Source organism: Meiothermus taiwanensis WR-220, assembly GCF_003568585.1.
GTDB lineage: Bacteria > Deinococcota > Deinococci > Deinococcales > Thermaceae > Meiothermus > Meiothermus taiwanensis.
Genome location: NZ_CP021130.1, coordinates 2,627,306 through 2,653,037 on the forward strand (window position 1 = coordinate 2,627,306; position 25,732 = coordinate 2,653,037).

A 25,732-nucleotide genomic window follows, 5' to 3' on the forward strand; every position below is an offset into this window, starting at 1 on the left:
CTTGTTAAACCGGGAGGAACAACCATGCACAAACACCTTCGCGCACTCGCAGGACTGGCCTTACTGGGGCTTCTGGCGGCTTGCAGCAATCCGTCCTCGAGCTCCGACCAGCTCAGCCAGAGCGATGCCCAGGCCCTATCTGAAGCGGTTCAGGGGGATCTGCAACTCACCGGCGCCATGCTCGGCGACGCAAGTACTGCCGCACTGGGCGCCCAGGGCCAGGTGGATGGCCTCGAGGCCGCCGCCCAGGCCTGGGGCCTGCCGCGTAGGGGCAGCCTGATTCTGCGGGCGGTGGGCGTGCTGTACCTACCCCCCACCTCCAGCGCCAACTGCTCCATCAGCACCAACCCCGCCACCCCGGTGGATGCCGACAACGACGGCGTACCAGCCAGCGCCACCACCACTTACGACTGCACCTATACCGGCCCTGGCAACACCAGCTACAGTCTGAAGGGCAGCGTGACCCTGCAAGACACCAACGACAACCAGCCCTACAGCGGCTACAGCGTTGCCTTCGACCGGTTCACCACGCGCCTGACCAGCGGCAACACCAGCATCGAGCGCACCCTGAATGGTAGCTACTCTATCGACAAGCAGGATGCCACCCTCTTCAAGATCACCAAGAATTACACCCATGCCGTCACCAAGACCGTCTTCAACAACACCTACACCGGCTCGCTGGTCTTTGATGTCAGCAAGACCTATGCCCCTGACCAGGACGGCAACAGCAACCCCTGGGATGCCGGCAGCATCACGGTTGAGCAAAACAACCCCGGCAGCGCCACCTGGACGCGCAACAACAACACCCGCAGCCTGATCTGGTACACCGACCCCAGCCTGCACTGGAACCGCGCAGCCTGCCAGAATCCCCTGGGCCGCCTGATGAACTTCGACAGCGGGGCCAAGGTGTTTGTCTACACCAACCCAGCGGGTGAAAGATCCACCCTGCGCATCGAGTTCAGCGGTTGTGGGCAGTTTACCGTGACCCTGAACGGACAGCCCGTGGAGTAATACGCATTTCGGTAGTATCGTTCACTTCGGCAAGCCTAAACGATACTACCGAAAGGCTTTTCTACTCCCTTCGGTCGGCTTGAATCCTTCACCTCTGACTTCGTTCAACGGCGAAGGATTCAAGCGGAAACGGTATAATACCGGATTCAAAGCAACTATTCGGCTGGGGTGGGCGGTTCTCCAAATCCACCCCAGCCCGGCATTACTTCCACCGGCGCACCCGCATGGGCATCCCACCATGGGCGCAGAGGGTGAAGTTGGGCTCCGGGCGCACAGGCGCGGGACGGACGAGCTCGAGGTCGAACTGCTGCAAAACCATAGCCACAATCAGCTTGTACTCGAGGGTAGCAAACCCCTGGCCGGTGCACACCCGGGGCCCCAGGCTAAAGGGAAAGTATGCCCCGCGCGGCAGCGACCTCTCAAACTCCGGTGTCCAGCGCTCGGGCCGGAACTCGTCGGGGTGCTCAAAGAAACGGGGGTCGCGGTGGGCCGCCCACTGGCTCATCACAATCTGGGTTCTGGGCGCGAGGCGCATCCCCCCCAGTTCCAGCTCCTCTACATTCTCCCGCCCGATAATCCAGACCGGGGGGTATAGCCGCAGGCTTTCCTTGAAAACCTGATCCAGGTAGGGCAGCCGCTGCACATCCTCAAAGCCGGGCAGCTTGCCCAGACTGTCCACCTCGGCCTTGAGCCGGGCCTTTACGTCTGGGTGCTGGTCAAGCAGATACCAGGTCCAGATCAGGGCGTTGGCGGTGGTCTCGAGGCCCGCCGTAATGACCGTGAGCACCTCGTCACGCAACTGCCGGTCGGATAATTGCACGCCAGGCTGGCTCTGGGCTTCCAACAACATCGAAAGCAGATCGTCGCCCAAATCGCCGCGCTCGCGCCGGTAGGCGATGTGGCGGCTCACCATATCGTTCAGGGCCCGCACCACCCGGATGCCATCGCGGTTGAGGCCGGGGTGCCAGTCGGGCAGGTTGAGCCAGCCATAAACCATCTGCCCCACCACCTTCTGCCCCAGCATGATGGCCCGGTGCATAATCTCGCGGTCTTCGCCAGCTTCCACGTCGAACATGCACTTAGCCACCACCCGCAGGGTAAGGGCGTTCATGTCTTCGTCGATGTGCCGGATTTCGCTGTTTTGCCAGTGCGAAAGCATCTCCAGGGTGAAGCGGCTCATCACCTCGGCATAGCCCTGCAGGCGCTTGTAGTGAAAGGCCGGGCGCATCAAGCGAATCTGCTGCTTCCAGAACTCCCCCTCGGAAAGCAGGATGCCGTTGCCCATCCCTCCAGCGAAGGAGCGGGTCAGGTCGGACTTATGAAACTGCTCGGCCCGCTCAATCAGCACCTCCCGGATCAGGTCAGGGTGGTTGAGAAAAACGATCTCCTTACCCGAAGCAAAGCGAAAGGTGGTGATATCGGGGCTGGTGCGTGAGAGGTGGACAAAAAAAGCCAGCGGGTCTTGGCGTAGCTCGAGTTCGGTGGGATCCAGAATCATCCAGATAAAGAATACCGCAAGGCCTGGAAGGTTCTACCACGCAAATAAAAAACCCGCCCCGAAGGGCGGGCATAAATCTTGGCGCAGGTTAGGCGAGTCTTCGCTTGCGCGAAGTCTGGCTCGGCTACGACAGCCGCCAGATTGGCGCCACAAAGGGCGCATGAACTCCTTAGAAAGGAGGTGATCCAGCCGCACCTTCCGGTACAGCTACCTTGTTACGACTTAGCCCCAGTCATGAGCCTTACCCTAGGCGCCTGCCTGTGGCTCCCGGCGACTTCAGGCAAAACCCACTCCCATGGCTTGACGGGCGGTGTGTACAAGGCCCGGGAACGTATTCACCGCGGCATGGCTGATCCGCGATTACTAGCGATTCCGGCTTCATGGGGTCGAGTTGCAGACCCCAATCCGAACTGAGCCTGCTTTTGTGCGATTGGCTTCCCGTTACCGGGTCGCAGCGCTTTGTGGCAGGCATTGTAGCACGTGTGTCGCCCAGGTCGTAAGGGCCATGCGGATCAGACGTCATCCCCGCCTTCCTCCTACTTTCGTAGGCAGTCTCGCTAGAGTGCCCAGCCGAACTGATGGCAACTAGCAACAGGGGTTGCGCTCGTTGCGGGACTTAACCCAACATCTCACGACACGAGCTGACGACGACCATGCAGCACCTGTCTCTGGGCTCCCTTGCGGGCACCCCCGGCTTTCACCAGGGTTCCCAGGATGTCAAGACCTGGTAAGGTTCTGCGCGTTGCTTCGAATTAAACCACATGCTCCACCGCTTGTGCGGGCCCCCGTCAATTCCTTTGAGTTTCAGTCTTGCGACCGTACTTCCCAGGTGGAGTGCTTAACGCGTTAGCTACGGCACCCAACAGATGTCGGACACCCAGCACTCATCGTTTAGGGCGTGGACTACCCGGGTATCTAATCCGGTTTGCTCCCCACGCTTTCGCGCCTCAGCGTCACAAATCGTCCAGGTAGCTGCTTTCGCTATCGGCGTTCCTTCCGGTATCTGCGCATTTCACCGCTACTCCGGAAATTCCGCTACCCTCTCCGACCGTCTAGCCTCACAGTATCCAACGCACCCCCGAAGTTGAGCTTCGGTCTTTAGCATCGGACTTGAGAGACCGCCTACACGCCCTTTACACCCAGTAAATCCGGGTAACGCTCGCACCCTCCGTATTACCGCGGCTGCTGGCACGGAGTTAGCCGGTGCTATTACCTCGGTACCGTCATTATCGTCCCGAGTTCAGAAGTTTACACCCCGAAGGGCTTCGTCCTTCAAGCGGTATCGCTCCGTCAGGCTTTCGCCCATTGCGGAAGATTCCTAACTGCTGCCTCCCGTAGGAGTGGGGTCCGTGTCTCAGTACCCCTGTGGCTGATCGTCCTCTCAGACCAGCTACGCGTCGTCGGCTTGGTAGGCCATTACCCCACCAACTACCTGATGCGCCGCAGGCCCATCCCAAAGCGCCGAAGCTTTAAACATCCACCAAAGTAGATGTCCACATCCAGGATTAGCTAAGATTTCTCCTAGTTGTCCCAGACTTTGGGGTAGGTCACCTACGTGTTACTCACCCGTCCGCCACTGGCTGCATAAACAGCCCGTTCGACTTGCATGTCTTAGGCATACCGCCAGCGTTCACCCTGAGCCAGGATCAAACTCTCCGAAAACATTTGAGTTTGAGCTGTGACGCTCAAAAGTTTATGACGTGGAAAACCACGTTTTGGTCGTATTTATTTCCTAACCTGCGCTTTCAAGATTCTCGCATCACCGTTTGGCGACGCAAAGAGGAGATTATCAAATGCTTTGGGTTATGTCAATAGGCTTACTCGAGGCCCCGGTAGACAAAGTAGTCGAAATCGGCGTGCAGGCGCGCTCCGCTCAGATCCTGCGCGCACAGCCCGATAAAGGTGCCGGTAAAGCCCAGCCCCCGGCAGTGGTCGTCGGAGAGTTTGTAGGCCGGGAAGCGCAGGGGAATCTCGCTCCAGTCCAGGCCATTGGCTGAGTAGGCGAAGCCAAAGGTATCGCGCTGGTATCGCACCTTGAGGTAGACCCTTGACCAGCCCTCGATTCCCAGCTCCCCATCCAGCGGCTCGTCGTAGTGGCCGTTGTCACAGGTCAGGATGCTAAGGGTTTTGCCCAGCGCTTCGTCGCGGCTTACCCGCAGGTATACCCAGTTGCCGGTGTCGTAGTAGCAGACCAGCCCGGCCATCTGCTGGAAGTGCTGGGGTTCGAACTCCAGCACCGTCTCGGCCTCGGCGTAAAAGTGTTGCAGGCGGCGGGCCACCAGGCTTTGGCGGTGGCGCGAACTGAGCGACTCGCGGCCAAAAAGGCGCAGGTAGCCGGGGCGCTCGGTGAGCGAGAGCCAGGAGGGATCGGGGGGGTGGCGCAGGGTCTGGAAGTGGAGGCTCAGGGTTGGGGCTTCGAAGTCGTCGCGTTCGGGTTCCTTCGGCCAGGGGTGGGGGGGGAGGGCCGGGGCTTCCACCTCCAGGGCCGGGGTATTGCTCCCGTGCCAGAGCCGGGGCCAGCCATCCGGGCTCCAGCGGATTTTTTGCAAGGCGGTCTCGCGGCCTAAAGGGCAGTGGCGGCGCAGGGCCTGGGGGGGCTCGAGGGGGCGTCCGACCAGGTGGGCCATGTACCACTCGCCCTGCTGGGTCTGCACCAGCGAGGCGTGGCCGGCTTTTTGCAGGGGTAGTTCCGGGTGGCCTCGAGCGGTCAGGGTGGGGTAGCAGGGATCCACCTCGTAGGGCCCCTCAATGCGCTGCGAGCGGGCCACCGTCACCGCGTGGGCATAGGTCGTACCGCCTTCGGCCACCACCAGGTAGTACCAGCCGTCCTTCTTGTACAGGTGCGGCCCCTCGGTCACGCCCAGGGGGGTTCCCCGGAAGATGTTGTGCACCGGCCCCACCAGCCGCTTTTGCTGGGGGTCGTACTCTTGCAGCAGGATGCCAGCAAAGGCGTTGCGGCCCTTGCGGTGATCCCAGCGCATATTCAAGAGCCATTTGCGCCCGTCCTCGTCGTGGAAGAGCGAGGGGTCGAAGCCCGAGGAATTGAGGTACACCGGCTCCGACCAGGGGCCTTCGATGCTTGGAGCGGTTACCAGGTAGTTGTGCGCATCCTTGAAGACCTCGCCGTTGCCCCAGGTTTTCACGTCGGTGTAGATGAGGTAGAACTGCGCCCCATCGTGGCTCAGGCAGGGGGCCCAGATGCCCCCGGAGTCGGGGTTGCCCAGCATCTCGAGCTGCGAGGTGCGGGTCAGGGCGTAGCCGATGGGCCGCCAGTGCACCAGGTCGCGCGAGTGGTGCAGCCGCACCCCCGGCCACCACTCGAAGGTGGAGGTGGCGATGAAGTAGTCGTCCCCCACCCGCAGGATGGAGGGGTCGGGGTGGAAGCCCCGCAGGATGGGGTTGAGGATCCGGGTCATGGCCTGACTACCGCCTCCCGCAGAAAATCCCGGAACCAGTAGCCGCTGGCCTTGATGCGGCGTCGCTGGCTGGGAAAGTCGACGTACACCAGCCCGAAGCGCTTGGCGTAGCCCTCGGCCCACTCGAAGTTATCCAGCAGGCTCCAGGCGAAGTAGCCTTTCAGGGGCGCGCCGTGCTGCAGGGCTTCCAGGCAGAGGGCCAGGTGGCGCTGGAAGTAGCGGACGCGCTCGAGGTCGTGAATCCCGCCGTCGTCGGCGACGGCGTCGGGGTAGGCCGCCCCGTTCTCGGTGATGTAGATGGCTTTGGGGCGGTACTCCCGGCCCAGCCGTATGAGCAGGTCGTAAAGCCCCTCGGGGTACACCTCCCAGTCCATATCGGTGTGCTCCTCGCCGACCCGCACATACTGGAAGCGGTAGGGCTCGAGGTCGCTGTTGCGCACCACCGCGCGGGAGTAGTAGTTGATCCCCAGGAAGTCGGTGGGTGCAGCAATGGTGATTAGGTCGTCGCCCTGCACGGACGGGGCTTCGCCGTAGAGGGCCAGCATATCCGCTGGGTATCCAAGGCCGTACAGCGGATCCAGGTACCAGCGGTTCTGGAAACCGTCGAAGCGACGGGCAGCGGCCACATCGGCGGGGTCTGGAGAGGCCGGGTAGCCTGGCGAAAGGTTGAGGGTAATCCCCACCCGAGCGCCCGTTACATTCCGACGGATCACCGGTACGGCCAGCCCATGGGCCAGCAGCAGGTGGTGCGAGGCCCATATCGAGTGCTTAAAGTTCTGCTGGCCCGGTGCATGGATGCCAGCGTGGTAGCCCAGGTACGCCGAGCACCAGGGCTCGTTAAGGGTAATCCAGTGCTTGACCCGATCCCCCAGGTGCCGGGTTACCAGGTCGGCATATTCGGCGAAAGCGTAGGCCGTCTCCCGGCTCGGCCAGCCGCCCTGATCCTCCAGGGACTGGGGCAGATCCCAGTGGTAGAGGGTGGCCCAGGGGGTAATACCCTGCTCCAGCAGGGCGTCCACCAGCCGGTTGTAAAAGTCCAGGCCCCTGGGGTTCACCCTCCCCCGGCCCTCGGGCAGGATGCGCGGCCAGGCCACCGAGAAGCGGTAGGCGTTCACCCCCAGTTCTTTCATCAGGGCGATGTCCTCTGGATAGCGGTGGTAGTGGTCGCAGGCCACATCCCCGTGGTCGCCGCCTTTGGTTTTGCCGGGGGTATGGCTGAAGGTATCCCAGATGCTGGGCCCCCGTCCGTCCTCGGATACCGCGCCCTCGATCTGATAGGCGGAGGTCGCCGTGCCCCAGATGAAGTTGGCGGGGAAATCGCTTCGTTTCATAGGTCTCCTTAGGGTTGTTGTAAGGTGCGCTGGAGGGCAAAATAGGCCGGTTTGGGTTGGTAATCCACGTCGAAGATGAGGGGCTCGCTGGCCCCCCGCCAGGAATGGGCATCGGTAAAGCCCCACAGGGTGAAGACCTTGCAGCGGGGCTGGCGCAGGCAGACTTGCAGTACCTCGCGGTACACCTGGGCCTGCTTCTCGAGCCGTTCGGCTCTGGAGCCGGTGCGACCGAGCAGCACATCCATCTCGGTGATGTGAATTTCCAGTCCGAGCTGGGCGAAGCGCTCGAGGTTCTCTTCCATCCGCACCTGCCTGGGGGAGAAGCTCGAGTCCACGTGCACCTGGAAGCCCACCCCATCCACCGGCACCCCCTTCGCCTTGAGGTCTTTCAGGAGGGCGTAGATGGCGTCCGACTTGGGCCCCAAGCCCTCGGCCCCGTAGTCGTTGTAGAACAGCTTGGCGCCGGGGTCGGCGGCACGGGCCAGCCGAAAGGCTTTTTCCAGGTAGCCGGGCAGCACATCAAAGGGTGTTGAGCGCAACCTGGCGTCGTCGCCGATGGCCTCGTTCACCACATCCCAGTAGGCGATTTGGCCGCGGTAGCGCCCCACCACGGTGCGGATGTGGTCGCTCAGGATGGCCTCCATCTCGGCCGGGGTAAACCGGCCGTACATCCAGCGCGGCAGCTGCTGGTGCCAGACCAGGGTATGCCCCCGCACCGCCTGCCGGTTCCTCTGGGCGAAGTTCAGAAGCAGGTCGGCAGCGGCGAAGTTGTACTCGCCTCGAGCGGTCTGCAAGGCCCCCCACTTCATCACGTTCTCGGCCACCACCAGGTTGAACTCCCGGGCCAGCACCCGGGCGTACTCGGGTTCTTGCAGCAGCAAACTTGGTTCTACGGCTGCTCCGATCTGAATTTTTCGTGCTTCTGCCAGGTTGCGCAGCGGCGGGCCGGGCTGGGCCAGCACCAACAACCCCAGGGATAACCCAAGAAAAACCCATCTAGACATAACCTTTGGGCCTCCTAGTTCTTGACCGCTCCCGAGGTCAGCCCCTCCATGAGCTGCCGGGCGGCCAGGGCAAACACCAGCAGCAGCGGGGCAACCAGCAGGGCCGTACCGGCCATAATGGCCCCCCATTCCACGTCGGTGGCCCCTTGCAGGGTGCGCAGCACCACCGGCAGGGTTTTGGTCTCCTGGGTGCGCATAATCACGTTCACGTCGGCAAAGCGGTTCCAGGAGCCGATAAAGGTAATCAGGCCCAGGGTGCCCAAGGCCGGGCGGATGAGGGGCAGCACGATGCGCCAGTAAATCTGAAACTCGCTGCAGCCGTCTATCCGCGCAGCATCCACCAGTTCCCTGGGAATGGCCGAGATGATGTACTGCCGCATCAGGAAGATGCCCAGCGCGCCGGCCATGGCCGGCACCCAGAGGGCCTTGGGGGTGTTGATCCAGCCGATCTGGTAGATGAGCAAATAGAAGGGAATCAGGTTGAGGATGGCGGGTACCAGCAAGGTCGCCATGACCACCGCAAAGAGCTGTTCACGCCAGCGGAACTGGTACATGGCAAAACCGAAGCCAGCCAGACTGCAGAAGAACAGGCTGGTGACGGTGGTCATCAGGGCCAGGTAGAAGTTGTTCCAGTAAGCCCGCCAGAAGGGTATTTTCTCAAGCAAAATCTGGTAGTTGGTCAGGAAGTGTTCACCAAACCAGAGGGGGGGTGGAAAGCCGAAAATTTCCGAGCGCTGGTGCGTAGCGAACACGAACATAAAGTAGAACGGGGCGATGGTTAGCAACCCACCCAGCACCAGGAGGGTGTAACCCCCTATACGCAGCAGCCAACCCCCCAGGGAAACTCGAGCCATACTAATCCCCTCCCCGGGCCGCACGCCCAAAAATCAGGTTGTTGAGGTAGGTGAGTATGCCGATAAAAACAAAGAGAATCCAGGCGATGGAGGCCGCCGTACCCATCTCGAGCCACTCAAAAGCCGTGCGGTACATGTACATGGTGGCGGTCTGTCCCCCCGGTGTGGCCGCGCTGGCACCCCCGTTAAGCAACACAAAGGGCTGCTCAAAAAGCTGCATGTTGCCGATGATGGTGAGGCTAACGGCAAAAAACATCATGGGCCGCAGAAGGGGCAGGGTGATGTAGCGGAACTGCTGGGCACGGGTGGCCCCATCCACCGCAGCGGCTTCGTAAAGATCCTTGGGGATGGCCTGGATGGCCGAGAGGTAGAGCAGAGTGTTCCAGCCGGTAAACTGCCAGATCACCACCAGCGCAAGGGCGTATTTAATGTTGGCGCTGGTAAACCAGTTGATGTTCTGATCCGGCAGCAGCGCACCCAGCAGAGGCCAGGTGTTGAGGTGGGCGATCACCAGATTGATAACGCCGTTGTTGGTGGCAAAAAGGGTGTTGAAGATCAGGGCAATGGCCACCGAAGAGGTGATGTAGGGGAGGAAGTAAACCGCCGTGACAAAGGTCTTGAAGCGGCTCAGCACCATGTGAATCACAAAGGCCAGCGGGATGGCAATCAGGTGCTGTGGGATACCCGAGAACACCCCCAGCCAGATGGTGTTCCACATGGAGCGCCAGAACATGGGGTCGGTCAGGGTAAAGGTGTAGTTCTCGAGGCCCACGTACTTCCACCGGCCCCACCCGTCGCTGGGCGTCCAGGCCTGAAAGGACATGTACAGAGAAAACAACGTGGGGTACAGGCCAAAAATCAGGAAAAGGATGAAAAAGGGGCTAACAAAAATGTAGGGCGCATAGCGGCGCTGGAAGCCGCTCCAGCGCATAGCCAGGGTAGGGCTGCCCTGGCCGGACGTTGGGATGCTAACAGACTTTCGCACGGATGCTCCTCAAAAGGGAGGGAGAAGGGCCGGCCCCCCTCCCTCCGTTGGGCTAGCGCATACGGCGTTCGATAAGCCGCTTGGCTTCGGTCAGGGCAGCCTGGATGTCCTTGCCCTCGTCCAGCACCTGGGACAGCGCCTGGGTCACAATCTCGTTGGCAATGCGGTCATACTTATTGGCTCGCAAAGGCTTGACCCGGCGGGCGGCGTCGCGCCAGAGCAGCCGGGCCTGCTGGCCGCCCAAGAACTCAATGGGCTCGTTAAAGGAGGGATCTTCCTGGGCCGACAACAGCGAGGGGAAGGCACCGATGGCTTTGAAAGCAGCCACCTGCGCTTCTCTGGTAGTGGTTACAAACTTGATAAGCTCCCAGGCCAGGGCTTTGTTTTTGGAAGTGGTGGGAATGGCATAAAAGCTACCGCCCCAGGAAGCATACATCCCCTCGGGCAGCTGCTGCACCCGCCATAGTCCCTTGGTTTCGGGGGCCATCCAGTTTTGCAGGTGGCCCTGCAGCCAGGCCCCGGAGAACTGCGTGGCCACGGTACCCTTTTTGAAGGCGTCGTACCACTCGTTGGTCCAGGCCCCAACCCGGGCATCCAGCCCGGCCGCACGGATGTTTTTGGCCAGCTCGAAGGCCCGCACAAAGCGGGGGCTGTCCACAATCACTTTGCCCTGGGCATCGAAGTAGGGGCTGGTATTGGCCGGGGTGGTGGCGAAGATATTGATCCAGGCCACATCCGCGGCGTCGGCAATCAGGAAAGCGCCGGTGGTGGCCTTGATCTTACGGCCAGCGGCAATATAGCCCGGCCAGGTCATCATGTTTTTGGGGTCTACGCCGGCTTTTTGCAGGATATCCACCCGGTAAAAGAAGGTGCCGGGCCCGATGTCCACCGGCATAGCGATAAACCGGCCGTCCGACGCGGTGGCCTGGGCGATGGTGTAGGGAGTGAAGAGCCGCTTGTACTGCCCGGCGTTGTAGGGGGCCTTGTTCAGGTCTTCGAAGCCCTGCCCTTCGGCAAAGCGGCCTACAAACCCAATCTCGATGGCCGCCACGTCGGGCAGGCCCTGCCCGGTGGCCAGGGCGGTGGTGAGGGCGTTGTGGTGGTCGGCGTACTGCTGGATCACCAGCTTGACCTCGACATCGGGGTACTTTTTGTTGAACAGCTGTATCTGGGATTTAAGGGCGTCGTCCAGGTTGGGAAAGACCCCAACCGTAAGGGTGGTTTTCTGGGCCAGGCCCAGTCCAAACAAGAGCAGCAGTGCCAGCAGTGACAGGATTTGCTTCATGGTTTCCTCCTAACCAAACAGATTGCCTAGGCCGAGTTTGAAAGCGCTTTCAAAATCACACCGTTGTTTCAACCACCTCCTTCACTCCAACAGTTAGGTCAACAGGTGCGCCGCCAGGGCGCCCGAAGAACGGATCAAGGCTGTGGATTCCCGTACCACCAGCTGGGTGGAAAGGGGTTTAGGGGTGTAATCGCGCCCCTCGAGGAGAGCCAGAATCAAGCGTGCAGCCTCCCAGCCCATGGCCGGGCCGGGCTGGCGGACGGTGGTGAGGGGTGGGGTGAAGTAACTGGAGCTGGGCAGGTCGTCAAAGCCCACCAGCGAGACATCGTGGGGTACGCGGATACCCCGGCGGTACAGGGCCACGTTGGCGCCATAGGCCATCTGGTCGTTGGCGGCGAAAATGGCGGTGAACAGAGCGCCTCGAGCCAGCAGCGCCTCAACGGCCAGCAACCCGGACTGCTCCATATAGTCCCCAACCACCACCAAGGCGGGGTCGAAGGGGATATGGGCGTCCTCGAGGGCCGCCCGGTAGCCCTCGAGGCGCTCGATGGCATCGGGGTGGGAGGTGGGGCCGGCGATGTGGGCAATCCGGCGGTGGCCCAGCTCAATCAGGTGCTGGACGCCCTCGTAGGCACCCTGCCGGTTGTCTATGCCCAGGCATTGCAGGCCCGGTATTTTGCGGCCCACCACCACCACCGGCATGGTGTGGGCCAGTTCCTGCAGGCGCTCTTCCGGCACGCTGCCGTCCATCACAATCAGGCCGTCCACCTGGCGGCTTACCAGCACCTTCAGGGCTGCTTCTTCCTGGTCAACCCGCCAGTGTCCACTGGCAAAGATGGGGTGGTAGGTGGTGCCCTCGAGGGCCTGCTCCACCCCCTTGAGCATCTCGCCGTAGTAGGGGCTGCTGATCTCCTGGGTGATGACCCCAATGGTGAGCGAGCGCCCCTGGGCCAGGCCCTTGGCCAGGATGTTGGGGCGGTAGTGCAGGCGCTCGATGGCCCTGAGAACAGCCTCGCGTTTGCTGGCGGCCACTCGAGCCGTGCCGTTGATGACCCGCGAAACCGTGCTGGGCGAGACCCCGGCCTCACGGGCTACATCGCTAAGGGTTACGGCTTCACGCATACCGGCCTCTAAGACTACTTGGGTTTCTGAGGGAAGAGTAAACCAGATTTTGAAAGCGCTGTCAAGCATCCGCTCGAGGTACCGCCATAACCCGGATGGTTGACAACAGAAAGCACGGGTGATAGTGTTTGCGTTAACGTTGTCTCAAAAAAACAATAAGCAAGGACGGCATAATAAAATGTCTAGAGAAAAGGTTACCCTTTCCCATGTGGCCCGCCTCGCCGGGGTCTCCATCATTACGGTCTCCAGGGTGCTCAACAACAAAGGGCGCTTCTCGGAGGCCACCCGGGCCCGGGTGCTCCAGGCCGCCAGCCAGCTCGGCTACGTAGCCAACACGGCAGCACGCAGCCTGCGCGGGCACCCCACCCAGATCCTGGGGATGGTCATCCCCGAGCTGGTCAGCCCGTATTTTGCCGAGCTGGCACGGGCCGCGGCCGATGCGGCCAGCCAGATGGGCTACGACCTGGCGGTGTTTACCACCTCACGCGATCCGGAGCGGGAGCGCGAGCGGGTGGGGGCCCTGCTCGGTGGGCTGGCCGACGGGCTGATCATCGTGGTACCGATTGGATCAGCCGCCTTTTTAGCCAGCCTCGAGCGCAGCCGTGCCCCGGTGGTGCTGGTCAACCACTTCGGCGCTGCCACCCACCTCCCGGTGGTGCGGGCCGACAGCTTCGAGGGCTCTCTGGCCGCTGTGCGGCACCTGCTGGCCCTGGGTCACCGGCGCATCGGTTTTATCACCGGGGCAGCGCACTCGAGCCAGGCCGCCGAGCGCCTGCGGGCCTACCGGGAGTGCATGCTGGCGGCGGGGCTGTGGGATGAACGGCTGGTGCGGCCCGGGGACTTCACCCAGCGGCGGGGGGTGGAGGCCGGTCATGAGCTTTTGAGCCTCGAGGATCCCCCCACCGCCATCTTCGCGGCCAGCGACCTCACAGCCTTTGGGGTTATCGCGGCTGCACAGGCCCGGGGTTTGCAGGTGCCCCAGGATCTCTCGGTGGTGGGCTTCGACAACATCCCCACCGCGGCCCACTCCCACCCCAGCCTGACCACCGTAGGGCATCCCATTCAAGCCATGGGCCAGGCCATGGTGGATCTGATCATCAAGGCCAAGGCTGGCGAGCAGGTGCGCGACACGCTGGTGGAGTTTCCCAGCGAGCTAATCGTTCGGGAATCGAGCGCACCCCCCCGAACCCCCGGAGAAAAAATATGAACCCAGCAATTGCAAAGAGCCTGGCCGGCCGCGATGGGCTTGCAACCCTGCTCCGCCGGATCTGGCGCTACCGGCTGCTTTACCTGATGTTGCTGCCCGGCCTGCTCTACTTCCTCATTTTCCGCTACTGGCCGCTGTGGAACGCCCAGATCGCCTTCAAGGATTTCCAGCCCATGCTGGGGGTCTGGGGCAGCCCGTGGGTGGGCCTGCAACACTTTCAGGACTTCTTCAGCTCCTACTATTTTGGTCAGCTTTTAGCCAACACCCTCATCATCAGCGTGGCCAAGATCGCGCTGGGCATCCCTCCGGCAATCCTACTGGCAATTGCCCTGCACGAAACCAGCCGGCGCTTTCTCTCGCGCATCGTACAGACGATGAGCTATCTGCCGCACTTTCTCTCCTGGGTCATCGTCTACGGCATCCTGCTGGCCATGCTTTCCCCCAGCGAGGGCCTGATAAACCACGGTTTGCGGGCGCTGGGCCTCGAGCCCATCCCCTTCCTCACCTCCACCGCCACCTTCCAGCCGGTGGTGGTGCTCTCGGAGGTCTGGAAAGAGACCGGCTGGAGCGCGATTCTGTTTCTGGCCGCCCTGCTCTCCATCAACCCCGCCCTCTACGAAGCCGCCGCCATAGACGGAGCCTCGCGCTGGCAACAGGTGCGCCATATCTCCCTGCCGGGTCTGATGGATGTATTGGTGCTGGTGGTGCTGCTCAAGATCGGAAGCATCCTGGATGCCGGTTTCCATCAGATCTTCGTGCTGTACTCGTTACCGGTCTACAGCGTGGGGGACATCATCGACACCTGGGTGTACCGGCAGGGCATTCAGAACTTTCAGTTCAGCCTGGCTACAGCAGTGGGCTTGTTCAAGGGCCTGATCGGCCTGGTCTTGATCGTGGTGGCCAACCGCCTGGCCCGGCGCTTTACCGGCAGCAGCCTGTACTAGGAGGTGCACCTTGAGAAAGCGCAGCCTATCTCCCAGCGACCGCCTCTTCGAGTGGAGCATCGACCTCTTCCTGGTAGGGGTATTGGTGGTCACCCTGGTACCCATGTGGTACGTGTTGATGGTCTCGTTTTTGCCCTTTGGCAAAAGCCCCAGTCTGTTCTTGGCCCCCTGGGACTGGTCTTTTGAGGCCTACGCCCAGCTCATTTTTCAGCCCACCATCTGGCGGGCAGCGCTCAACAGCCTGGTGCTCACCCTGGGTGGGGTGGCCATCAGCCTGACCCTCACCGTCATGGCCGCCTACCCCCTCTCCCGCCGCGAGCTTCCCGGCAGAGGTCTGATTGTGGGTCTGATTCTTTTTACCTTTCTGTTCAATGCAGGTCTGATTCCCACTTTCCTGGTGGTCAAAGATCTGGGCCTGCTCAACACCTACTGGTCGGTGCTGCTCAACGGGGCGGTGAGCGTCTACAACCTTTTGGTGATGAAAACCTTCTTCCAGAGCCTACCCGAGAGCCTCGAGGAGGCCGCCCGGATAGACGGGGCCAACGACTGGCAGGTGCTGTGGCACGTGGTGCTGCCCCTCTCCCGGCCCATCCTCCTGACCATTGGCTTGTTCTACGGCGTGGCTAACTGGAACAACTTCTTCGAACCCATTCTCTTCCTTTCCGACCGCAGCCTGATGCCTTTACCGGTGGTGCTGCGGGACATCCTGACCGGCCTCAACGTGGCCGAGTACGTGGAGGGCACGGCAGCCCAGGCTGCGCCGGCAGAGGCTCTGAAGATGGCAGCGGTTGTCCTTATCACGCTACCGATGCTCCTGGTATACCCCTGGATCCAGCGTTATTTCACCAAGGGCGTGCTGATCGGCAGCGTGAAGGAATAGGAGGTATGCATGAAGATCGGCTCTAGAGTCTTATGTTCCCTGCTCCTGTGTGGCAGCCTGGCCGCCCCAGGTGCGCTGGCCCAGGCCAACCTGACCGAGCTCAGCGTAGCCCTGTACGCCGCCAATCCTGAGGCCCCGGCCCCACCGGCCAACTGGGAGGTATACCGCCTGCTGCGGGAAAAGCTGGGGATCAACCTCAGGTTCACCATGCTGCCCACCGGCGCCGACGGGGACAACCGCCTGGGCGCGCTGGCTGCCGCCAACGACCTGCCCGACCTCTTCGAGGTGCGCAGCCTGGCCCTGTTCGACCGCCTGGTGCAGCAAGGCCAGTTGGCCCCGGTCAATAGCCTTCTGCCTCAGATGCCCAAACGCACCGCCGAGCGCTACAGCGATGCCAGGCGCAACCTGCTGGTCACCACCAACGGCCAGATCTACGGCTTGCAGGAGCCGGTAACCCTGAGCCGCCAGTACGCCATCTGGGTGCGCAAGGACTGGCTCGACAAGCTGGGGCTCAAAGCCCCTACGACCCTCGAGGAGTTCTTCGAGGTAGCCAAGGCCTTCACCGAGCGCGACCCCGACGGCAACGGGCGCAACGACACCTACGGCTTCGCCGGCGTGATCGACTTCGACACCGCTGGCATCCTGCCGGGCCTGGGCCTGGGCAACCACTTCCAGTGGGTCTACGGCGCTTACGGGGTAGCGGGCACCTGGAACTACAACCCCAGAGCCTTTGCCGCCAACCTGCGCGACCCCAACTTCCGCCGGGCCACCGAGTACATCCGGCGGCTGGTGGAGGCCAGGGTCATCGACCCAGACTGGGCCACCATGCGCCGGGCCGACCTGCGCACCCGCTGGCAGCAGGGCCGCTACGGGATGTTTTTTGAGAGCGTAGGCGGCCTGCAGGCTGGTTTACAGAACTTCCATGCCAACAACCCCGGCGCGGAGTTGCTCATGCTGCCCCCGCCCAGGGGCCCCGAGGGCAAAAGCACCATGGGTACCTACTCCTCGGCCGGCTGGCTCTTCGCGGTCTCCAAGCGGGCCATGGACGCGGGCAAGGGCCCGGCCATCGCGCGCTTCCTCGAGTGGGCCCACAGCGGTGAAGGGTACTTCCTGCTGGGCTGGGGTCGCTACAATGTTGACTACACCCTTCCCAACAACGTGCCTACCATCAACACCCAGATTCCCATCAGCGTGCGCGGGAGCTACACCCAGATGCGCTGGCTGGCCTTCAACGGCAACCCCCTGGAGATGCGCGGCCGCTACCCCGAGATCAATGTGGGTGGGCGCAGATATGTGATGCACCAGCTCATGGCCCAGGCCCAGCGCCAGGGCAACTGGATCGATCGCACCGGCGACCTGGTGGTCAAGGCCGCGTCCAACCAGGCCGACATCGAGCGCTACGTATCGGAAAACCTGGTGCAGTTTGCGCTGGGCCAGCGACCCATCAATGACACCACCTGGGGCCAGTTCCTGAGCGGCCTGCGCAACGTGCGTTTCGAGCAGTACGAGGAAGCTGCGGCCAAAGCCCTCCGAGAAAGCGGATACCTCAAGTAAACCCTGGAGGGGCCGCTGGCGGCCCCTCCCCCAAAAGGAGCGGAACCATCCGATGAAGTACTTTCACACCATCCCCCAAGGTTCGGGCCTCCTGCCCCTTGCCGACGAGGCCTGTCAACTGCTGGCCTTCGCCAAGCTCAACCTCGAGGCCGGCCAGAGCTATGAGGGTGAGACCGGCGAGCGCGAGATGCTGTTGGTGGCGCTCTCCGGCCGAGCGGAGCTCGAGGTGGGCGGACGAAAGTTTGCCCCGATTGGCGGCCGGCCCAACGTGTTTGCAGGCAACCCTCACAGCGTTTACTTACCTCGAGGCCAGCGCTTTCAGGTGCGCGCCCTTACCCGCTTCGAGGCCGCCCTGCCCTCCGCGCCCAGCGATCTGGAGACCGAGCCCTACGAGATCCGCCCCGAGCAGGTCAACACCGGCCGCTGGGGCACCCTGAACTTCACCCGCCAGTTCCGGGAAATCCTGGTTGAACCCGATGGGCGCCCGGCCAGCCGGCTGATCGTGGGCGAGACCATCACCCCCAGCGGCAATTGGAGCACCTACCCGCCTCATAAACACGAAACAGCCCAGGGGAGCGAGGTGTTTCACGAAGAGATGTACTACTTCCGCCTCTCCTCCCCGGAAGGCTGGGGGCTGACCCGCCACTACAGCCCCGAGCGCGGCTACGACCAGACCTATGTGGTGAAGGACGAGACCCTGCTCTCCATTCCGCATGGCTACCACACCTACGTAAGCGCCCCCGGCTATACCGGCTACTACCTGTGGTTCCTGGCCGGCGACGGGCGGCGGCAGGGGGTGCGCTTCGACCCCGATCTGGCCTGGGTGCAGAAAACCGTGGGCATGGTGCAAGGAGGCTGATGGTGCAGATGTTTTCGCTGGAAGGCCGGGTGGCCTTGGTCACCGGTGGGGCCGTGGGCATCGGTCAGGCCATCGCCATCGGGCTGGCCCAGGCCGGGGCCGATGTGGCCATCGTGACCCATACCGCCGATGCCGCGCAGACCCGGCGGGCCGTGGAGGCCGCCGGAAGGCGCTTTCACGTGGTGCAGGCCGATCTGAGGCAGCCCGCTTCGGCGGCTCGGGCAATCGCCGAGACCGAGGCGGCCTTGGGGCCCCTGGACATCCTGGTCAACAACGCCGGCATCATCCGGCGGGAATGGGCCGAACGTTTTAGCGATACCGACTGGCAGGAGGTGATCGAGCTTAACCTGAACGCGGTCTGGCGCCTCTCTCAGACGGCAGGGCAGAAGATGCTGGAGCGGGGCCGGGGCAAGATCATCAACATCGCCTCGCTGCTCTCGTTCCAGGGGGGTATCCGGGTGCCTTCTTATACTGCGGCCAAGCACGCGGTGGCCGGGCTCACCAAGGCCCTGGCCAACGAGTGGGCCGCCAGGGGGATCAACGTTAACGCCATCGCCCCTGGTTACATCGCCACCGACAACACCGCAGCCTTGCGGGCCGACCCCGAGCGCTCGCGGCAGATTCTCGAGCGCATCCCGGCCGGGCGCTGGGGCCAGCCGTCCGACCTAATAGGCGCGGCCATCTTTCTGGCCTCGTCGGCCTCCGACTACGTCCACGGCCATGTCCTGGTGGTGGATGGGGGCTGGATGGCCCGGTAGGAGGATACCTGTGAGCCAGCTGGATTTCATTCAAAGCCTGGCCGCGGCCCGGGTGGTGGGCATCTTGCGCAGCAGCACATCCGCCGCGGCGGTGGAGGCGGCGCTGGCCGCGGTGCGGGGCGGTTTGCGGGTTCTCGAGGTCACCTTTACCACCCCCGGCGCCCTCGAGGCCCTGTGCACGCTGCGCCGGCAACTCCCCGACCACGTTCGGCTGGGGGCCGGTACGGTCATGACGGCAGAGGAAGGCCGGGCTGCCCTCGAGGCCGGCGCCGAGTTTCTGGTCAGCCCCCACCTGGGCGAGGATCTGCTGGCTTTGGCCAGCGAAACAGGTGTGCCCTACCTGCCGGGGGTGCTGACCCCCAGCGAGATCGTGCGGGCCCTGGGCCTGGGGGCCCAGATAATCAAGGTTTTCCCGGTGGGCTCGAGCGGGGGCCTGGCCTACATCAAGGACCTGCTGGGGCCTTTGCCCCACCTGAAGATCCTGGCCACCGGGGGGATCCGGCCCAGCGAAGTGCCGGCCTACCTGCAGGCCGGGGTCTGGGCGGTGGGTCTGGGCTCCAACCTCTTTCCCCGCGCCGCGCTCGAGCAAGGCGACTGGGCGGCCATCGAGGCCGCCACCCGCCAGGCCCTGGCAGAAGCGGGGGTTGCATGAAAACGCTCGATCTGGTTGGCCTGGGCGAGTGCATGGTGGAGTTCTTCACCGACGAGCCCCTGGGCCAGGCCCGCACCTTTACCCGGTCGTTTGGGGGGGATGTGCTCAACGCCCTGGTGGCCGCGGCCCGGCTGGGCAGCGCCACCGGTTTTATCACCCTGGTGGGCAACGATCCCTTCGGCCCTGGGCTGCTTCAGGCCTGGAAGGCCGAGGGCATCGACACCACCCTGGCCCCCCTGGTCGAGGGGGAGAACGGGGTGTACTTCATCTCGCTGCTGGAAAACGGCGAGCGCGAGTTCACCTACCGACGCCAGGGCAGCGCGGCCTCGCGGCTCTCCCCCGAACACATCCAGCCCCCCTACCTGGCCCGCGCCCGTATGTTGCTGCTCTCCGGCATCACCCAGGCCATCTCGCCCTCGGCCCAGGCGGCCACGCTGTGGGCTGCCAGGGAGGCCCGTCGAGCAGGTCTCTGGGTGGCCTTCGACCCCAACTGCCGCCCCCGCCTGTGGGCCCTGCGCGGTGGGCTAAAGGCCGCCCAGCAAGCCCTGGAGGAGATCCTCCCGTATGTGGATCTGCTTCTGCCGAGCCTCCCGGCGGATCTGGCCCTGTGGGGCCTGGAGCACCTCGAGGCCCCCTTAGCCTTGCAGGCCCTCCTGCAGTACGTCCCACGGGTGGGGCTCAAGGCAGGGGCCGAGGGGGCCTGGCTGGGCTGGGAGGGCCAGACCCAGCACGTCCCTCCGGTTTCTCCCCGCCAGGTTCGCGACACCACGGGGGCCGGGGATGCCTGGAACGGCGCTTTCCTGCACGGCTTGTTGCAGGGGTGGAACCCCCTCGAGGCAGCCCTACATGCCAACCGCCTGGCCGCGGCCAAGCTGGCCTACCGGGGCGCTATACCCCCCAGACCCTGGCCATTGGAATTAACTTGAGGAGTGTACATGCAGTTGAACGGAGATTGGGAAGCTGTGGAACCAGGCATCGAACGCCGGCTGGTGGCTTTAGGCCAACGCATGATGGCGGTGCAGGTTCGCTTTGCCAAAGGCGCAGTAGGCACCCTGCACACCCATCCACACGAGCAGCTTACCCAGGTTCTGAGCGGACGTTTCCGCTTCTGGCTGGGCCAGGAGGTGCGGGAGGTGGCTGCGGGTGAAAGCCTGCTCATCCCCGGCGGCCTCGAGCACGGCGCCAAAGCGCTGGAGGCGGGGGAGCTGCTCGATGTGTTCTCTCCTCTGCGGGAGGATCTGCTCGATGGCCCCACCGCCCACCCAGAGTAGCAGGCACCCTGGAGGATCGACCCCCAACCGTGCAGCCTTGATGTAAGGAGACACCATGCGCCAGTTCCGCGACCCTCGAACCGGTCGGCTTATCACCCAGCTTACCGACCGAGGGAACAACGTACACCTCTACTTCACCGAAAACGCCTTCGACCTCACCCGGCCCGAGATCATCTTCCGCTCAGACCGGGCGGCCAAGCAGGAGCGCGCCCCGCATGAGAACCCGCACTACAACATCTTTCGCCTGAACTACCTGACCGGCGAGATCACCCAGCTTACCGACGAAGACCAGCCGGTTGGCAGTGTAAGCAAAACCCCCGATAGCGAGCTGATCGCCTACCTGACGGCTGGGAAGGTTAAGCTTTTGAATACCCGCACCGGGAAAACCACCGTGCTTTACGAAGACAAAGGGGACTACAACCTCTACTCCCCTTCGATCAGCCCCAACCGCCGGTATGTTGGGTTTGCCCGTAACGAACGGGTTAAAGCCGTCAATACCAACGTCAACTACGGGGGCTTTAAGGAGAGCTTCTACCAGATCAAGGATGGGCGCATCACCCTGGCCCGCACCGACGGCTCGAGCTGGTTCGACGTCCACTGCGACACCCACTGGCTGGGGCATTTCCAGTTCGCACCGGACGATCCCACCCTGGCTATGTTCTGCCACGAAGGCCCCTGGAACCTGGTAACCCAGCGCATCTGGCTGCTCGACCTAGTCGCTAGGCAGGTAAGACCTATTTTTCGTCAGGATGAGCAGGACTCGGTCGGCCACGAGTTCTGGACTCAGGATGGGCTGATATTCTTTGATAACCGCGGCCCCGGCCACGACGGCACCATCACCTCTGCCAAGACCCAGGCGGTGGTGCAGGCCCCTCACCCTGGCAGCTTCCGCCCTTATGTGGGCTTGATGGATCGCGAGGGGCGGCTGGTACGCCGGATTGAGATGCCTTTTTACTGCAACCATTACCACGCCAACCCCTCCAACACCCTGCTGGTAGGCGATGATGCCGATAACCTGGTGCTCATTGATATCTCCGGGGAGCAGGCCCGGCTCGAGGTGCTGTGCGAGCACGGCACCTCCTGGCACACCCAGGCCAGCCACTGCCACCCCACCTGGAGCTGGGACGGTAAGCGCATTCTCTATGCTTCCGACCGGGGCGGACGGGTCAACCTGTATTTGCTCGAGCTCTGATCCCAGCGGTTGCACGGGCCGTGGGAGTGGGCCATGATAAAGCCCATGGACTTGCTGGTGGTGGTGCCTCACCCCGACGACGAAGTGTTCGGCGCAGGTGGAACACTCATTCAGTACGCCGACTGGGGCCTGGAGACCGGCCTGATCACCCTGACCAAAGGCGAAGCCGGGCGCACTCTGGGCTTGTGCGCCCCCGAGGCGCTGGGGGATTTTCGTGCGGAGGAGTTGCGGCGGGCCGTGGAAATTCTTAAGGTGGGCCATTTTGAGCTATACGATTTCCCCAACGGTCTACCCAACAACCCGGTAGACGGTGAAGCCAGGGGCCACGGCTTCTCCACGCCGCAAGGGGTGGCCGACCATCCCGAAATTGTCGACCTGTTGCTGTGGCGCCTGGAGGTGCTGCGCCCCAGGGCCATCATTACCTTTGGCCCCAACGGCTCCAACCGCCACCCCGACCACGTCGCCACCCATCGGTTTGTGGTGAAGGCCGTAGAAAAATCGGGGCAGAAGATCAAGCTATTCTTCTACGCATCCCCACAGCCACTGCCGGAGTATCTGGAAGGCTGGCTGCCGCCCAACCACGTGCGCCACCTGCCGATGGAGGTGCTGCTGCAGAAACTGCGGGCCATGGCCCAGCACCGCACCCAGGCCCTCTCGGTGCTCAACTTTATGGATCGCTTCAGCCATCGCCTGGCCAGCGAGACCTTTCATCTGGCAGGCTACGAAGGGCCCATACAGCACGAGCTGCTCTGGTATGCCCGGCCTTAGGACGCGCCGGGCTGGGGAAGTGTTCCGGCTGACGGTTAGGAGCGGCCTCGAGGGTTAGACTCAAACCCATGAGAGAACGCATGTTTTCCATCACCACCCCCGAAGAGGCCGATGCTTTTATCGACAGCAGGCCCATCGTGGCCATCTTCAAAGCGGGCACCTGCCACAAAACCATGCAGGGCTGGGGCAACGTCGAAAAAATGCTGCGCGTGCGGCCCGAAATTCCGGTGGGCATTATCAAGGTGGTGGAGCACCGCCCAGCCTCGAACCGGGTGGCCGAGCGCACCGGCATCGTACACCACTCCCCGCAAATTATCCTGTTCCGTAACGGCCAGCCGCTTTTTGAGCTGAACAACTGGGAGATCACCCTGGAAAACCTCGAGCCCCTCTTCCAGCAGCACCTGCCGGATGTAAAGGTCGAACCCGCGCAAGAAGGGGGTAAAAGCAACCTCGAGCCCTACAAGCGCCTTCTGGACGCCTACCTGAGCGGAGCAGTCAGCGAACAGCAGTTCGCCTGGGCCTACCTCAACATGTTCCGCGAAGACGCTTCGCTGCGCTCGCAGGAGGAGTTCGAACTGCTCAACTCCCTGTTCGGCAACCCCGACGAGCACCACATCCACCCCATGACCATCCTACAGTTTGAGCAAGCCAACCCCCAGGCCACGCCCCTGTTCGAGCGCGCCCAGCACCTACGGGCCCGCCTCGATACGCTCTGATGCCAGGTTCGGTTAGTTCGGCGCCGAAAGACAGCAAACCAACCCGACCGAAGTTATCCGCGTAGCGGAAGACGATACCGCCCCTTAGAAGGGAGTGCCCTGGGATTCAAAAAGATAGCCTCTGAAAGTCTTTGCTGTTGATTATCTTTTTGAATCCGGTATAAGGTTCAACCCCACCACCACCGGGTCGTGGTCGGATACACGGTACTGATCAGGGGCGTAAAGGACGGTCTGCAGGTTGGGGGTTTTGAAGTTGGTGTTGTAGTCGAGGACATTAGGTTCGTCGGCGTTGATGTGGTACTCGGCCACTCCTGACACCTGGGCGTTCAGCGAGGGCGAGGCCAGCGCATAGTCCAGGTAGCCCCACTGCCCATCGAACACATACGAGTAGGCCTCGGGGCCCAGGCGGGCCTCGAGCAGGTTGATAAAGCCTGCCTTCCTGAGCGTGGCAATGGGGTCTTCCTGAGCATAAGCGTTGTAGTCGCCAATCAAGAGGATGTCTGGATCGGCCACACCGGTGGGGTTCGTAGCCAGCCAGGCCACCAGTTGCCGCGCAGCGTTGGTGCGCACCGCGTTGCAGTTGCCCTGGCCGTCGCCCTGGTCCGGTAGGTCGCAGGGCGAGCCCTTGCTCTTGAGGTGGTTCACGTTGACGATAAAAATGGCCCCGTTGTCCCTTTGCTGGAAGGCCTGGGCCAGCGAGGCCCGGTTGCGTGGGGCGCTGTCGCCGCCGTTAACAAAGGCCGGGGTGTTAAGAACCGCGGTTCGACCCACTGGGGTCACACGGGCCGGTTTGTAAATCAGGCCCACCTTGATGGCATCGGTGCCCAGGGCGTTCACCTGCCCGGTAGCTGCATCCGCATCAATAAAGGCATAGGTTCCGGGGGCGGTGGCTTCGTTGAGTTTATTCACCAAAAAGGCGATGGCGCTATCGGGGCCGTACCCGTCGTTCTCGAGCTCGTTTACCCCCAGCACATCCGGGTTCATAGCCAGGATGGCCGCCACCGTTTTGGGCCACTGACGGTCGAACTCAGCCGGGGTGTCGGCACCACGGCAGTCGGCGGGAGCTCCGCCCAGTCCGTAGGTGCAGTTATCCACTGTGTCCGGCTGGCCGTCAAAGGTGTTGAAGAAGTTGAGCAGGTTCATCCCCACCACCCGCAGCGTGCCCCCCACCTCGGGCGGGGTGGTCGGGCGTGGGTTGGCCGCCACAAAATTGACGTACCCGTTCAGGGCCCCAATGGGCCGCACCCGGTAGGCGTTTCCACTGGCCGCGTTACCAGACCAGGTGTAGGTCATCACCCCCACGATACCCGTCGCGGTATCCCCCCCACGCAGGGTGTTGCTGGCGCTCAGGGGCTGGCCGTTTCGCCCGAACAGGATGGGGTCGGGGTTCTGATTTTGCAGGGCATCGTCCAGGATGATGCGGTTAAGGCTGTTCTGGGCTTGCAAAGCGTTGGCGGCAGCGCCAGGGGTGGCAACCTGGGTGGGCTGCTTCAGCCGTCCACCGGACGAAAGCACCACCTGCCCAAAGCGCCCAAGCTGAAAGTGTTCGGTTACATAAAGGGTCTGGGGGAGCCGCACCAGCATACCCTCGTAGCGCTCGGCCTCGCTGGCCGAGGCAAAGGGCAGGGTCACATCGGTGGGGGTGACGGTGCCGGTTCCACACCTGGTAATGGAGGTCGAGCTGATCTGGGTCTGATCCTGAAACTCGCCCGCCGTTCCCACCACCCGCACCACCTCGCCCAGGCGCACGCTGTCGTTGTTGCCATTGAATACAAAAATACCATCGGAGGTGCTTGCGTCCCCGTCGCCGTTGGGGTCTTGGATGTAGAAGCCCCGCAGAGCCGGGGTGGGGCCTTCGTAATCCCCTACCACCACGCCTTTGGTCGCCACATCGCCGGTGATGGCTGCCGACATGCCGCTGCCCTGAATTTTATAGATCGGGGTGTAAGGCAGATCGCATTCTGAGGACGCACTGAAAGATAGAAGCCCGTGCGGGCCTATTCCCAAAGGTGTGTAGGCGAACAACCCAGCCAAGACAAGCAACCAAGCCCCTACGCGCAAAAATGGTTCCATACATCCTCCCGGCAAACTGTATCCAAAATGAGGCCGTAGCGCCAACTAAAAGCGCGACAAACAAAAACCCCGGCCTTTGCGGCCGGAGCGGGGTAGCTGGAAATTAGGGGGCCTTCCCTCGAGTATTAATCTTGAGCGCTGCCCAGATGGGGCAGAAGTTGAGGGTTGCGGTCACCACCATGATCAACCCCAACAACCCAAACACCCAGGCCCAGATGCCGCTACTACCGAAAAAGGCGATCAGAAAGAACACCACCGCCAGGATGTAGCGAACGAGCCGATCCGTGCTGCCTACGTTGGGAATCATAGACCCCTCCTTAGCCAGAGCCTAACATTTTCGAGCAGGTACATA

23 protein-coding genes and 1 rRNA gene are annotated in these 25,732 nt (G+C 62.7%); 13 read left to right on the top strand and 11 right to left on the bottom strand.

Annotated elements, in window-relative coordinates; all coding sequences use genetic code 11:
* The first annotated feature begins 24 nt into the window (after positions 1–24).
* Complete coding sequence (locus MTAI_RS12940; RefSeq protein ID WP_013012588.1) at positions 25–1,011, top strand: hypothetical protein; 987 nt, start codon at positions 25–27, stop codon at positions 1,009–1,011.
* A 202-nt stretch (positions 1,012–1,213) separates the two neighbouring features.
* Here MTAI_RS12940 and MTAI_RS12945 read toward each other — a convergent pair whose 3' ends face one another.
* From MTAI_RS12945 to MTAI_RS12985, 9 genes are all read right to left on the bottom strand, one after another.
* Positions 1,214–2,509, bottom strand: coding sequence for a cytochrome P450 (locus tag MTAI_RS12945; RefSeq protein ID WP_027887726.1), 1,296 nt, complete (start codon positions 2,507–2,509; stop codon positions 1,214–1,216).
* Positions 2,510–2,682: 173 nt separating this feature from the next.
* Positions 2,683–4,171, bottom strand: a 16S ribosomal RNA gene (locus MTAI_RS12950).
* Between the two features lie 155 nt (positions 4,172–4,326).
* Positions 4,327–5,925, bottom strand: coding sequence for a glycoside hydrolase family 43 protein (locus MTAI_RS12955; protein WP_024049737.1), 1,599 nt, complete (start codon positions 5,923–5,925; stop codon positions 4,327–4,329).
* On the bottom strand, positions 5,922–7,256 hold the full coding sequence (locus tag MTAI_RS12960; protein WP_027888515.1) for a GH1 family beta-glucosidase: 1,335 nt from the start codon (positions 7,254–7,256) through the stop codon (positions 5,922–5,924). Before MTAI_RS12960 ends, MTAI_RS12955 begins: the two co-directional genes overlap by 4 nt.
* Before the next feature lie 8 nt (positions 7,257–7,264).
* A complete protein-coding gene (locus tag MTAI_RS12965) occupies positions 7,265–8,260 on the bottom strand; it encodes an endo-1,4-beta-xylanase (RefSeq protein WP_063843335.1) in 996 nt (331 codons plus the stop codon).
* Positions 8,261–8,274: 14 nt separating this feature from the next.
* Positions 8,275–9,114, bottom strand: a complete 840-nt coding sequence (locus MTAI_RS12970) for a carbohydrate ABC transporter permease (protein ID WP_043983286.1) — start codon at positions 9,112–9,114, stop codon at positions 8,275–8,277.
* Position 9,115: 1 nt separating this feature from the next.
* Positions 9,116–10,099: a carbohydrate ABC transporter permease gene (locus MTAI_RS12975; protein ID WP_027888513.1), complete on the bottom strand. Its 984-nt coding sequence runs from the start codon at positions 10,097–10,099 to the stop codon at positions 9,116–9,118.
* A gap of 52 nt (positions 10,100–10,151) precedes the next feature.
* Complete coding sequence (locus tag MTAI_RS12980) at positions 10,152–11,384, bottom strand: ABC transporter substrate-binding protein (RefSeq protein WP_027888512.1); 1,233 nt, start codon at positions 11,382–11,384, stop codon at positions 10,152–10,154.
* A gap of 93 nt (positions 11,385–11,477) precedes the next feature.
* On the bottom strand, positions 11,478–12,506 hold the full coding sequence (locus MTAI_RS12985) for a LacI family DNA-binding transcriptional regulator (protein ID WP_027888511.1): 1,029 nt from the start codon (positions 12,504–12,506) through the stop codon (positions 11,478–11,480).
* Between the two features lie 178 nt (positions 12,507–12,684).
* Between MTAI_RS12985 and MTAI_RS12990 the strand changes: the two genes are divergently transcribed.
* From MTAI_RS12990 to MTAI_RS13045, 12 genes are all read left to right on the top strand, one after another.
* A complete protein-coding gene (locus MTAI_RS12990) occupies positions 12,685–13,713 on the top strand; it encodes a LacI family DNA-binding transcriptional regulator (RefSeq protein ID WP_027888510.1) in 1,029 nt (342 codons plus the stop codon).
* Positions 13,710–14,657 (top strand): ABC transporter permease, encoded by a 948-nt coding sequence (locus tag MTAI_RS12995; protein ID WP_036197295.1) that lies wholly within the window; start codon positions 13,710–13,712, stop codon positions 14,655–14,657. Before MTAI_RS12990 ends, MTAI_RS12995 begins: the two co-directional genes overlap by 4 nt.
* 10 nt (positions 14,658–14,667) lie before the next feature.
* Positions 14,668–15,537, top strand: coding sequence for a carbohydrate ABC transporter permease (locus tag MTAI_RS13000; protein WP_027888508.1), 870 nt, complete (start codon positions 14,668–14,670; stop codon positions 15,535–15,537).
* A 9-nt stretch (positions 15,538–15,546) separates the two neighbouring features.
* A complete protein-coding gene (locus MTAI_RS13005; protein WP_027888507.1) occupies positions 15,547–17,091 on the top strand; it encodes an extracellular solute-binding protein in 1,545 nt (514 codons plus the stop codon).
* A 52-nt stretch (positions 17,092–17,143) separates the two neighbouring features.
* The gene (gene iolB / locus MTAI_RS13010; protein ID WP_027888506.1) at positions 17,144–17,950 is read left to right on the top strand and encodes a 5-deoxy-glucuronate isomerase; all 807 of its coding nucleotides are present in this window, start codon (positions 17,144–17,146) and stop codon (positions 17,948–17,950) included.
* Complete coding sequence (gene kduD, locus MTAI_RS13015) at positions 17,950–18,708, top strand: 2-dehydro-3-deoxy-D-gluconate 5-dehydrogenase KduD (protein WP_027888505.1); 759 nt, start codon at positions 17,950–17,952, stop codon at positions 18,706–18,708. Before iolB ends, kduD begins: the two co-directional genes overlap by 1 nt.
* Positions 18,709–18,718: 10 nt before the next feature.
* Entirely contained in the window at positions 18,719–19,360 is a 642-nt protein-coding gene (locus MTAI_RS13020; RefSeq protein ID WP_027888504.1) for a bifunctional 4-hydroxy-2-oxoglutarate aldolase/2-dehydro-3-deoxy-phosphogluconate aldolase, read from the top strand.
* A complete protein-coding gene (locus MTAI_RS13025) occupies positions 19,357–20,286 on the top strand; it encodes a sugar kinase (RefSeq protein ID WP_027888503.1) in 930 nt (309 codons plus the stop codon). Before MTAI_RS13020 ends, MTAI_RS13025 begins: the two co-directional genes overlap by 4 nt.
* 9 nt (positions 20,287–20,295) lie before the next feature.
* On the top strand, positions 20,296–20,631 hold the full coding sequence (locus MTAI_RS13030; RefSeq protein WP_027888502.1) for a cupin domain-containing protein: 336 nt from the start codon (positions 20,296–20,298) through the stop codon (positions 20,629–20,631).
* A 55-nt stretch (positions 20,632–20,686) separates the two neighbouring features.
* Positions 20,687–21,823, top strand: a complete 1,137-nt coding sequence (locus tag MTAI_RS13035; protein ID WP_027888501.1) for an oligogalacturonate lyase family protein — start codon at positions 20,687–20,689, stop codon at positions 21,821–21,823.
* 45 nt (positions 21,824–21,868) lie between these two features.
* Positions 21,869–22,591 (top strand): PIG-L deacetylase family protein, encoded by a 723-nt coding sequence (locus tag MTAI_RS13040; RefSeq protein ID WP_036197292.1) that lies wholly within the window; start codon positions 21,869–21,871, stop codon positions 22,589–22,591.
* A gap of 68 nt (positions 22,592–22,659) precedes the next feature.
* Positions 22,660–23,307 (top strand): monothiol bacilliredoxin BrxC family protein, encoded by a 648-nt coding sequence (locus MTAI_RS13045; protein ID WP_027888499.1) that lies wholly within the window; start codon positions 22,660–22,662, stop codon positions 23,305–23,307.
* A 141-nt stretch (positions 23,308–23,448) separates the two neighbouring features.
* Here the strand turns inward: MTAI_RS13045 and MTAI_RS13050 are convergent, their stop codons facing one another.
* Together MTAI_RS13050 and MTAI_RS13055 are read right to left on the bottom strand one after the other, a co-directional pair.
* Entirely contained in the window at positions 23,449–25,221 is a 1,773-nt protein-coding gene (locus MTAI_RS13050) for an ExeM/NucH family extracellular endonuclease (protein WP_036197290.1), read from the bottom strand.
* A gap of 262 nt (positions 25,222–25,483) precedes the next feature.
* Positions 25,484–25,687, bottom strand: coding sequence for a YgaP family membrane protein (locus MTAI_RS13055; RefSeq protein WP_027888497.1), 204 nt, complete (start codon positions 25,685–25,687; stop codon positions 25,484–25,486).
* Positions 25,688–25,732 lie beyond the last annotated feature (45 nt).

What these genes read in the sequence shown, in the direction of transcription:
- MTAI_RS12960 (WP_027888515.1), bottom strand. Translation starts at nt 7,256, where the DNA reads ATGAAACGAAGCGATTTCCCCGCCAACTTCATCTGGGGCACGGCGACC.
- MTAI_RS13005 (WP_027888507.1), top strand. Translation starts at nt 15,547, where the DNA reads ATGAAGATCGGCTCTAGAGTCTTATGTTCCCTGCTCCTGTGTGGCAGC.
- kduD (WP_027888505.1), top strand. Translation starts at nt 17,950, where the DNA reads ATGGTGCAGATGTTTTCGCTGGAAGGCCGGGTGGCCTTGGTCACCGGT.
- MTAI_RS12995 (WP_036197295.1), top strand. Translation starts at nt 13,710, where the DNA reads ATGAACCCAGCAATTGCAAAGAGCCTGGCCGGCCGCGATGGGCTTGCA.
- MTAI_RS12990 (WP_027888510.1), top strand. Translation starts at nt 12,685, where the DNA reads ATGTCTAGAGAAAAGGTTACCCTTTCCCATGTGGCCCGCCTCGCCGGG.
- MTAI_RS12985 (WP_027888511.1), bottom strand. Translation starts at nt 12,506, where the DNA reads ATGCGTGAAGCCGTAACCCTTAGCGATGTAGCCCGTGAGGCCGGGGTC.
- MTAI_RS13055 (WP_027888497.1), bottom strand. Translation starts at nt 25,687, where the DNA reads ATGATTCCCAACGTAGGCAGCACGGATCGGCTCGTTCGCTACATCCTG.
- MTAI_RS12945 (WP_027887726.1), bottom strand. Translation starts at nt 2,509, where the DNA reads ATGATTCTGGATCCCACCGAACTCGAGCTACGCCAAGACCCGCTGGCT.
- MTAI_RS12970 (WP_043983286.1), bottom strand. Translation starts at nt 9,114, where the DNA reads ATGGCTCGAGTTTCCCTGGGGGGTTGGCTGCTGCGTATAGGGGGTTAC.
- MTAI_RS13025 (WP_027888503.1), top strand. Translation starts at nt 19,357, where the DNA reads ATGAAAACGCTCGATCTGGTTGGCCTGGGCGAGTGCATGGTGGAGTTC.
- MTAI_RS13035 (WP_027888501.1), top strand. Translation starts at nt 20,687, where the DNA reads ATGCGCCAGTTCCGCGACCCTCGAACCGGTCGGCTTATCACCCAGCTT.
- iolB (WP_027888506.1), top strand. Translation starts at nt 17,144, where the DNA reads ATGAAGTACTTTCACACCATCCCCCAAGGTTCGGGCCTCCTGCCCCTT.
- MTAI_RS12965 (WP_063843335.1), bottom strand. Translation starts at nt 8,260, where the DNA reads ATGTCTAGATGGGTTTTTCTTGGGTTATCCCTGGGGTTGTTGGTGCTG.
- MTAI_RS12940 (WP_013012588.1), top strand. Translation starts at nt 25, where the DNA reads ATGCACAAACACCTTCGCGCACTCGCAGGACTGGCCTTACTGGGGCTT.
- MTAI_RS12955 (WP_024049737.1), bottom strand. Translation starts at nt 5,925, where the DNA reads ATGACCCGGATCCTCAACCCCATCCTGCGGGGCTTCCACCCCGACCCC.
- MTAI_RS13050 (WP_036197290.1), bottom strand. Translation starts at nt 25,221, where the DNA reads ATGTCGGCAGCCATCACCGGCGATGTGGCGACCAAAGGCGTGGTGGTA.
- MTAI_RS13030 (WP_027888502.1), top strand. Translation starts at nt 20,296, where the DNA reads ATGCAGTTGAACGGAGATTGGGAAGCTGTGGAACCAGGCATCGAACGC.
- MTAI_RS13045 (WP_027888499.1), top strand. Translation starts at nt 22,660, where the DNA reads ATGAGAGAACGCATGTTTTCCATCACCACCCCCGAAGAGGCCGATGCT.
- MTAI_RS13040 (WP_036197292.1), top strand. Translation starts at nt 21,869, where the DNA reads ATGGACTTGCTGGTGGTGGTGCCTCACCCCGACGACGAAGTGTTCGGC.
- MTAI_RS12980 (WP_027888512.1), bottom strand. Translation starts at nt 11,384, where the DNA reads ATGAAGCAAATCCTGTCACTGCTGGCACTGCTGCTCTTGTTTGGACTG.